This is a genomic window from Mycobacterium arosiense ATCC BAA-1401 = DSM 45069, from assembly GCF_002086125.1.
In the GTDB taxonomy this organism is placed as follows: domain Bacteria; phylum Actinomycetota; class Actinomycetes; order Mycobacteriales; family Mycobacteriaceae; genus Mycobacterium; species Mycobacterium arosiense.
This window is the reverse complement of sequence record NZ_MVHG01000460.1, coordinates 1-229: the sequence shown is the minus strand read 5'-3', so window position 1 is coordinate 229 and position 229 is coordinate 1. Positions and strand designations below refer to the sequence as shown.

The 229-nt window shown below is 70.3% G+C and carries 1 protein-coding gene; it reads left to right on the top strand.

Annotated features, from left to right (window positions below; translation table 11 throughout):
* Positions 1-15 precede the first annotated feature (15 nt).
* Positions 16-229, top strand: a 214-nt coding sequence (locus BST14_RS32555; protein ID WP_211280891.1) for a hypothetical protein, incomplete at its 3' end; no start/stop codon positions are given.

Here is a 229-nt window from a genome sequence, read left to right as displayed (position 1 = left end):
CTCTTCGCCCAGTCCATGGACCGCAGCGGCTACGCCCGCGGCACCCTGGCGCTGGCCGAAGGGCTTAGCGCGCCGGTGCCGACGCCCGATCCGCGCCCGCTGATCGGCATGGACGACATGGGCATGGGCGGCATGGACCACGGCGCCATGGGGCATGGCGCGGCGACGAGGCCCGCCAGCGAGATGGACCATTCGAAGATGTCGGGCATGGACATGAATGGCATGGACC